The organism is Nitratidesulfovibrio oxamicus (assembly GCF_015731765.1).
Taxonomy (GTDB): Bacteria; Desulfobacterota; Desulfovibrionia; order Desulfovibrionales; family Desulfovibrionaceae; genus Cupidesulfovibrio; species Cupidesulfovibrio oxamicus.
Genome location: NZ_VRYY01000090.1, coordinates 1 through 6,868 on the forward strand (window position 1 = coordinate 1; position 6,868 = coordinate 6,868).

At 66.8% G+C, this 6,868-nt stretch carries 5 protein-coding genes and 1 pseudogene; 4 read left to right on the top strand and 2 right to left on the bottom strand.

Features of this window, described 5'->3' with window-relative positions; genetic code table 11:
* The first annotated feature begins 43 nt into the window (after positions 1-43).
* The 4 genes from FVW20_RS04195 to FVW20_RS04210 all read left to right on the top strand — a co-directional run bounded on the left by FVW20_RS04195 (position 44) and on the right by FVW20_RS04210 (position 4,954).
* The gene (locus tag FVW20_RS04195) at positions 44-1,603 is read left to right on the top strand and encodes a response regulator (RefSeq protein ID WP_231038848.1); all 1,560 of its coding nucleotides are present in this window, start codon (positions 44-46) and stop codon (positions 1,601-1,603) included.
* 320 nt (positions 1,604-1,923) lie between these two features.
* Positions 1,924-2,328, top strand: coding sequence for a cytochrome c3 family protein (locus FVW20_RS04200; protein ID WP_012612852.1), 405 nt, complete (start codon positions 1,924-1,926; stop codon positions 2,326-2,328).
* The gene (locus FVW20_RS04205) at positions 2,325-3,293 is read left to right on the top strand and encodes a hydrogenase small subunit (protein WP_196608421.1); all 969 of its coding nucleotides are present in this window, start codon (positions 2,325-2,327) and stop codon (positions 3,291-3,293) included. The genes FVW20_RS04200 and FVW20_RS04205 overlap by 4 nt, the downstream gene beginning before the upstream one ends.
* A gap of 11 nt (positions 3,294-3,304) precedes the next feature.
* Positions 3,305-4,954 (top strand): nickel-dependent hydrogenase large subunit, encoded by a 1,650-nt coding sequence (locus FVW20_RS04210; RefSeq protein ID WP_196608422.1) that lies wholly within the window; start codon positions 3,305-3,307, stop codon positions 4,952-4,954.
* A gap of 240 nt (positions 4,955-5,194) precedes the next feature.
* Here FVW20_RS04210 and rfaD read toward each other — a convergent pair whose 3' ends face one another.
* Complete coding sequence (gene rfaD / locus FVW20_RS04215; protein WP_196608423.1) at positions 5,195-6,178, bottom strand: ADP-glyceromanno-heptose 6-epimerase; 984 nt, start codon at positions 6,176-6,178, stop codon at positions 5,195-5,197.
* Between the two features lie 343 nt (positions 6,179-6,521).
* Positions 6,522-6,868: pseudogene (locus FVW20_RS04220) on the bottom strand (YkgJ family cysteine cluster protein); the annotation flags it as partial.

Here is a 6,868-nt window from a genome sequence, read left to right on the forward strand (position 1 = left end):
CCCGCGCGCGCCGCGCCGCGCGGCCGCAAGGAGCCCGGCCCCCATGTGTCCACAGCCCTCGCAGCCGCCCCGCGCACCCCAGTCACCCCAGTCACCCCAGTCATCCCAGTCGCCCCCATTCACCCCTCCCGGCCCCACCCATCCGCATGGCCGCCCGGCCTGCGTGCTGTCGGTGGAGGACGACCCGGTCATCCGCCAGTCCATCTCCGCGTGGCTTGCCGACGAGGGGTACCAGGTCATGGAGGCCGAGGACGGCATTTCGGCGTTGCGGATGGTGCGCGAACACCGGCCCGACGTGGTGCTGCTGGACCTGGGCATTCCCGGCATTTCCGGCGACGCGGTGCTGGAACGCATGGCCCAGGAATCGCCCGAGGTGCCGGTGGTGGTGGTCTCGGGCCGGGCAGAAATCGGCGATGCCATCAACGCCTTCAAGCTGGGCGCGTGGGACTACATCACCAAGCCCATCCTGAACATGAACATGCTGGCGCTCACGGTGCGCAACTGCCTGGAACGCCGCCGCCTGCGCGAGCGGCTGTCGGCCATGGAATCGCGCTATTCCGGGCTGGTGCAGGGGTTGCCGGTGGTGGTCTTCAGCCTGGACGACACGCTGGAGCTCACCTTCGTCAACGAGGCCTGCCGCACGGTGCTGGGCTGGACGCCGGAACAGGCCCTGCTGGAACCCGGCTGGTTCATGGCCAACGTGTTCCCCGAGGACCGGGCGCGGGTGCGCGGCGCCTTTTCCGGCGCGTTTTCCGCCAGCACTCCTTTTGCGCTGGAATTTCGCATGATCAACCCGCGCGGGCTGCCCCTGTTCGTGCAGGCCCGCTCCACCGCCGTGGCCTCGCCCGACCTTGCGCGCGGCATGCCGGGCCGCATAGAGGGCGTGCTGATCGACCTTTCGCGCCGGGTGTTTCTGGAACGGCTGCTGGTGCAGCGCGAAAAGCTGAACACCCTGGGTGCGCTGGTGGACGAGATAGCCCACGAATTCCGCAACCCGGTCTTTGCGCTGGCGGGCTTTGCCCGCACCCTGCTCCGCAAGTTTCCGGACGCCCACGAGGCGGAAGTGGTGCTGGAAGAAGCCACCCGGCTGGAAGCCCTGATCAACCGGGTGCAACAGTACCTGGCCCCCGTGGACATCGCGCCCCGCCCCTGCAGCCTGGCCGCCGTGCTGGACTTTGCGGCGGACCTGCTGCACGCCCCCCTGCAGCGCAAGGGGGTGGAACTGCGGGTGGAGGCCGCCGCCAACCTGCCGCCCGTGCAGTCGGACCCGGATCTGCTGACCCAGATCGTGGTGGGCATGGCGGGGCTGGCCGTGGAACACGGCGCGCCCGGCAGCGAAACCGTGCTGCGCTGTCGCGACGCGGGCCGCGGCCAACTGGTGGAAGTGCTGCTGCGTACCGAATCGCCCCTGGCCCACGACGCGGAACTGTCGCTGATGCCCTTCGGAGGACAGCAGGGGCCGCAGCCGCTGGCCGTCAGCTACAAGCTGGCCCGCGACCTGAGCTGCCTGCTGCACGTGCGTCACGAACCGGACGGCCTGATGCTGATGCTGGCCGTGCCCGTGGACCCCAACGACGTGGCCGACCTGCTGGCCGAAGGGTAGCACTGCAACGTCCTTCGCCCCCCTTTCCGCCCCGTTCCCCGCATCCTGCCCCCAAGGCCCGGCCCTTCACTGCGCCGGGCCTTTCCTTCCGTCCGGCGCATGCGTCCGATGAATGCATTCGACTCGACGCTTGGCCCAGGCCCGGCGCGGCCTGCCCGACCTTCGCCAAGCCCCCTCCACGCCGCCCGACGTGCCTTCCCCGCTCCCCGCATCCGGTAGCACGCCTGTCCCGTTCGTGCCGCCCGATGATTATCATTCGCCGTCCATGCCGCCCCACCTACGGTCGAACATCCACAACCCCCATCAGGGAGGCGAACCCGATGCACCGTATCCGATGTCTTGCGGCGGCGTTCCTCCTGCTCCTGCTGCCCACGGCGCTTCTTGCGTACGAGGTGCCCAAGGAGATCATCATCAAGCGACCGGAAAAGAACCAGCCCATGGCCGCATGGGTGAAGCCGGTCACCTTTCCCCACGGCAAGCACGCCGTGCTGAACTCCTGCGATTCGTGCCACCACGAAGAGTCGGACAGGACCCTCGGCCAGTTCCTGCCCTGCACCCAGTGCCACAACAAGCCCACGGTCACGGAAACCTCGTCGTTCTACATGGCCTGGCACAACGACAGCACCCACAGTTGCCTGGGCTGCCACCGCAAGATGCGCGAGGCCGGAAAGATGCCGCCCCTCTCGTGCACCCGTGGCTGCCACAAGAAGACGGAGGCCCAATGAACGCTCTCGCCCAACTCGTGGCGCGCCGTGCGGAGGCCGAGGAACGCGGCGTCTCGCGGCGCGACTTTCTGAAATTCTGCGGCATGGTGGCCGTGGCCATGGGGCTGGAGGCCTCCATGGGCGCGCAGATCGCCCGCGCGCTGGAAGGCAAGAAGAAACCATCGGTCATCTACATGCACGGCGCGGAATGCACCGGCTGCACCGAAGCGCTGCTGCGCCTTGTGGATCCGTACTTCGACGTGCTGATCATGGAAGTGGTCTCGCTGGACTACTGCGAAACGGTCATGGCCGCCGCCGGGCACGCCGCCCATGCCGCGCTGCAAAAGGCCATGAAGAACCCGGATGGCTATTTCTGCGTCATCGAAGGGGCCATACCCACCCGCGACGGCGGGGTGTACGGCCAGGTGGGCGGGCAGACCATGCTGTCATTGTTCACAGAGGTGGCGGGCAAGGCCAAGGGCGTCATCGCCATGGGCAGTTGCGCCAGCTATGGGGGCATCCAGGCCGCCGCGCCCAACCCGTCGAAAGCCATAGGGGTTGGCGCCGCGCTGAAGCCGCTGGGCATCGCGCCCATCAACCTGCCCGGCTGCCCGCCCAACCCCGTGAACTTCGTGGGCACGGTGGTGCACCTGCTGACCAAGGGCCTGCCCGCCCTCGACACCTCGGGCCGCCCCAGGCTGTTCTACGGCAAGACCGTGCACGACATGTGCGAACGGCGGCCCCACTTCGACAAGGGCGAATTCGCCCTCACCTTCTCGTCGCAGCAGGCGCGCGACGGCTGGTGCCTGCACAAGCTGGGGTGCCGTGGCCCGTGGACGTACAACAACTGTCCAAGCGCGCTGTTCAACCAGACCACCTGGCCGGTGCGCTCGGGCGCGCCCTGCATCGGATGCAGCGAACCCGGATTCTGGGATCAGCTTGCCCCCTTCAACCGCGACGTGCGCGAAAAGGGCGATGACGCCTGAGGAGGCATTTCATGGCTGACAAAGCCTATACCGGCCGCATCGTGGTGGACCCGGTCACCCGCATCGAGGGACACCTGAAGATCGACGTCTCGGTCAGGAACGGGGTGGTGGACAACGCGTGGTCCAGCACCCAGTTGTTCCGGGGGCTGGAGATCATCGTCAAGGGCCGCCCGCCGGAAGACGTGCACAACTACGTGCAGCGCGCCTGCGGCGTGTGCACCACCACCCACTCGCTCACCAGCATCCGCGCCGTGGAAAACGCCATGGGCTTCAAGGCCCCCCCGGCGGCGGAACTGGTGCGCCACCTGATTCTGGCCACGCTCATCGTGCACGACCATCTGGTGCACTTCTACCACCTGCACTCGCTGGATTTCTGCGACGTGGCCAACGCCCTGAAGGCCGACCCGGTGGCGGCGGCGAAGCTGGCCACCGAGGTTTCCGGACGCGACGTACCCCCCGGCGACCTGTTCGTGGTGCACGGCAGGCTGAAGAAGTTCGTGGACGCCGGGCAACTGGGCTGGCTGGACAACGCCTACTTCCTGGGCGGGCACCCGGCCTACCGCCTGTCGCCGGAAGAAAACCTGGTGCTGGCCGCCAACTACATCGAAGCCTTGCGCGTGCAGATGAAGATCGCCAGGGCCATGGCCATCTTCGCTGGCAAGAACCCCCACTCGCAGACCATGCGCGTGGGCGGGGTGACCTGCTACGAGGCCCTGCGCCCCGAGCGGCTGGCGGAATTCCGCGCCCTGTACGAGGAGTGCCGCACCTTCATCAACCACAACTACCTGGGCGACCTGACCATTCTGGGTCGCCGCTACCCGGAGGCGGCATCTTACGGGCGCACCACCAACTACATGGACTTCTCCGACTTCCACGACCCGGAAACCGGCAAGGACCCGTTCTTCCGGGGCGGGGTGCTGTGGGGCCACGCCATCGGCAAGACCGAGGAACTGGACCCCGCGCAGATTCAGGAACACCTGTCGCGCGGCTGGTACAAGCCGGGTCCGCCCGCCCATCCCTATGACGGAGTGACCGACCCGGACTACACCGGCTACGACCCCAGCGGCCACTACTCGTGGTCCAAGGCCCCGCGCTACAAGGGCGAGGCCGTGGAAACCGGGGCGCTGGCCCGCCGCCTTATCGCCTATTCTCGCGGCGAAAAGGAAACCGTCACCCGCATGGACGCCTGGCTTGCCGCCTGCAAGCTGAAGCAGGAGAACCTGTTCTCCACCATGGGCCGCACGGCGGCGCGCATGGTGGAAAGCGTCATTCTGATGAACCGCGTGCAGGGCTGGCTGAACGACCTGGAAGACCGCGCCAAGGCCGGTCCCGTGGAAATCTACAAGGAATGGACCATGCCCGACGAGGCCAGGGGCGTGGGCTTCTGCGCGGTGACGCGCGGGGGGCTTTCGCACTGGATACGCATAGAAAAAGGCAAAACCGCCAACTACCAGATGGTGGTGCCCAGCACCTGGAACCTTGGCCCGCGCTGCGACAAGGGCAAGCCGTCCGCAGTAGAGCAATCGCTGATGGGCAACCCCGTGCTGGACCCCGACCGCCCGGTGGAACTCTTGCGCACGGTGCATTCGTTCGACCCGTGCATTGCCTGTTCCGTGCATGTGCTGCACGCCGGGGGCAAGCGGTCGTTCCGCATCCTGTAGCAGCCGGGGCCGCCTGAACAACCGGGCGACGGAGACCGCGGGCCGACGGACGGCCCCACAGCCCGACGGCCTGACGCCCGAAAGGACGGCCCGGCGGTACCCCGCCCTCAAAAGACACCACAAACGAACAACGGGGCGGACCGCGCACATCGCGCAGTCCGCCCCGTTTCATGTCGTTGGAGTGTGGAATCCGCCGTGTCCCCACCTGCGCGGGGTAGCGGACCAAAGACTATCCGCCCCTTACGCTTCCGGGCTCAGGTACGGATCATCGGTGGCCAGGTAGCCGCGCACGTAGTCGTCCACGCCATCTTCCAGCGACCGGAAAGGCACGTCGCACCCGGCCCGGCGCAGCTTGTCCATGCTGGCCTGGGTGTAGTTCTGGTACTTGCCCGCAAGGTGCGCGGGCATGTCCATGTATTCGATGACCGGCTCGCGGTCCATGGCGGCAAACACGGCGCGGGCAAGATCGTTCCACGTGCGCGAGGTGCCGGTGCCCACGTTGAACACGCCGCCCACCTCGGGGTGCTGCAACAGCCACCACATCACCTCCACGCAGTCCTTCACGTACACGAAGTCGCGCATCTGGCCGCCGTCGGCGTAGTCCGGGTGGTTGGAGCGGAACAGGGTGATGCGGCCCGCGTTGTTCACGTTGTGGAACGACTTGCAGATGACGCTGCGCATGTCGTCCTTGTGGTATTCGTTGGGGCCGTACACGTTGAAGAACTTCAGGCTGGCGATGGAATCCAGCAGGCCCTCGCGCCGCGCCCACAGGTCGAACAGCTGCTTGGAGTAGCCGTACATGTTCAGGGGCTTCAGGCGGGGCATCAGCGCGTCGTCGTCGGAAAAGCCCAACGCGCCATCGCCGTAGGTGGCGGCGCTGCTGGCGTTGACGAAGCGCGCGCCGGTCTGCATGGCCAGCGTGCACAGCATGCGGCTGTAGCGGAAGTTGTTTTCCATCAGGAAGTCGGCGTCGCGTTCCGTGGTGGACGAGCACGCCCCCATGTGCACGATGGCGTCCACTTCCCACGGCAGGTCGCCGTGCAGGACCATGTCCATGAACCCGTCGCGGTGGATGTAGTCCGCATAACGCAGGTTGACGAGGTTCTTCCACTTTTCCGTGGTGGCCAGGTTGTCGACGACGATGATGTCGTCGATGCCCATGCGGTTCAGCTTCCAGACCATGGCGCTGCCGATGAACCCCGCGCCGCCGGTGACGATGTACATTTCAGGCTCCTTTGCGAAGGCTGCCCGGCAGTCGCGCCGGACGTGCGGCATGATGCCGCGATGCGGGCCGCAGGGCAAGGGGGCGGCGAATGGATGGCCGCACTACCGACACCAGCGTGCCTCGCAACCGTGAAAGCGACTTCTCGGGCCCGTTTCCACTGCGAGATTTTTTGTTCTCTGCCAAGGAAGAATCGTTTTTTTATGAAGGGAGTGCCTCAGCCGTTGGGCGAGCGGAGCGAACCTTACGGATGAGGACCGCAGAGCGTACTTTTGTGGTATTCGACCGGAATAAAAAACCATTCTGACGACGGCAGAGGGCAAGAAGGCCACAGTGGAAGCGGGCTTAAGCGGGTAGCACCACCACTTCCGGACCATCGGCCCCCATGCGCACGGCCACCCCGTACATGGCCGCCGTGGCCGCAACGGTGCGCCCCAGCAGAAAGTCCAGTTCTTCCATGGCCACTCCGGCGCGTTCGCGCACGATGGACCGGAAGGCGAAATCGAAACGCACGGCTTCGAGGAACGTGGCGACGGCGGGGGCGGCGTCGGCCACATGGAACGGGCTGGCCGGGTCTTCGGAAAGAGGCATCGGGTCCGCCATGCCGGGGTTGCGGGCGCGCAGGTCGTCCGCCGCGCGTTGCAGGGCCGCGCCCGTGGCGGCAAGCACCGCGTAGCCGCAGCGTTCCTCGT

Bases quoted from the DNA above. Each gene is read 5' to 3' on its own strand.
- FVW20_RS04195 (WP_231038848.1), top strand. From the start codon at position 44: ATGTGTCCACAGCCCTCGCAGCCGCCCCGCGCACCCCAGTCACCCCAG.
- rfaD (WP_196608423.1), bottom strand. From the start codon at position 6,178: ATGTACATCGTCACCGGCGGCGCGGGGTTCATCGGCAGCGCCATGGTC.
- FVW20_RS04200 (WP_012612852.1), top strand. From the start codon at position 1,924: ATGCACCGTATCCGATGTCTTGCGGCGGCGTTCCTCCTGCTCCTGCTG.
- FVW20_RS04210 (WP_196608422.1), top strand. From the start codon at position 3,305: ATGGCTGACAAAGCCTATACCGGCCGCATCGTGGTGGACCCGGTCACC.
- FVW20_RS04205 (WP_196608421.1), top strand. From the start codon at position 2,325: ATGAACGCTCTCGCCCAACTCGTGGCGCGCCGTGCGGAGGCCGAGGAA.